The sequence below is a fragment of the Rhodococcus sp. GQ147 genome (genome assembly GCF_059759155.1).
The window spans coordinates 1-298 of record NZ_JCAXDU010000072.1 but is presented as its reverse complement, the minus strand read 5'-3'; the positions used below and the strand labels follow the sequence as shown (position 1 = coordinate 298).

Here is a 298-nt window from a genome sequence, read left to right as displayed (position 1 = left end):
GGAGTGGTGGACTTCGGATCGGCTCTGCAGTAGACGTAGTGATCAACGAGTCGTGCTGGATACTATGCTGTTTCGCTCGAGCCGGTCAACGACAACGCCGGTTCGGTAGCGTGCTGTTTGGCGGCGATCACCGCCCGGAGCTCGTCCATGCTCACATCCGAGACATACCGGCGGGTGACCTGCCACTCGTCGTGCTGCTCGATGACCACCGCGGTCGCCAACCGGAGGAATGCCGCCGGGTTCGGAAAAATCTCCACGACGTCGGCTCGACGCTTGATTTCCTTGTTCAACCGCTCAA

1 protein-coding gene is annotated in these 298 nt (G+C 60.4%); it reads right to left on the bottom strand.

The window, feature by feature from the left end; translation table 11 throughout:
- Positions 1–62: 62 nt before the first annotated feature.
- A partial coding sequence (locus AC6CID_RS25080; RefSeq protein ID WP_498354677.1) for a transposase occupies positions 63–298 on the bottom strand: 236 nt, incomplete at its 5' end.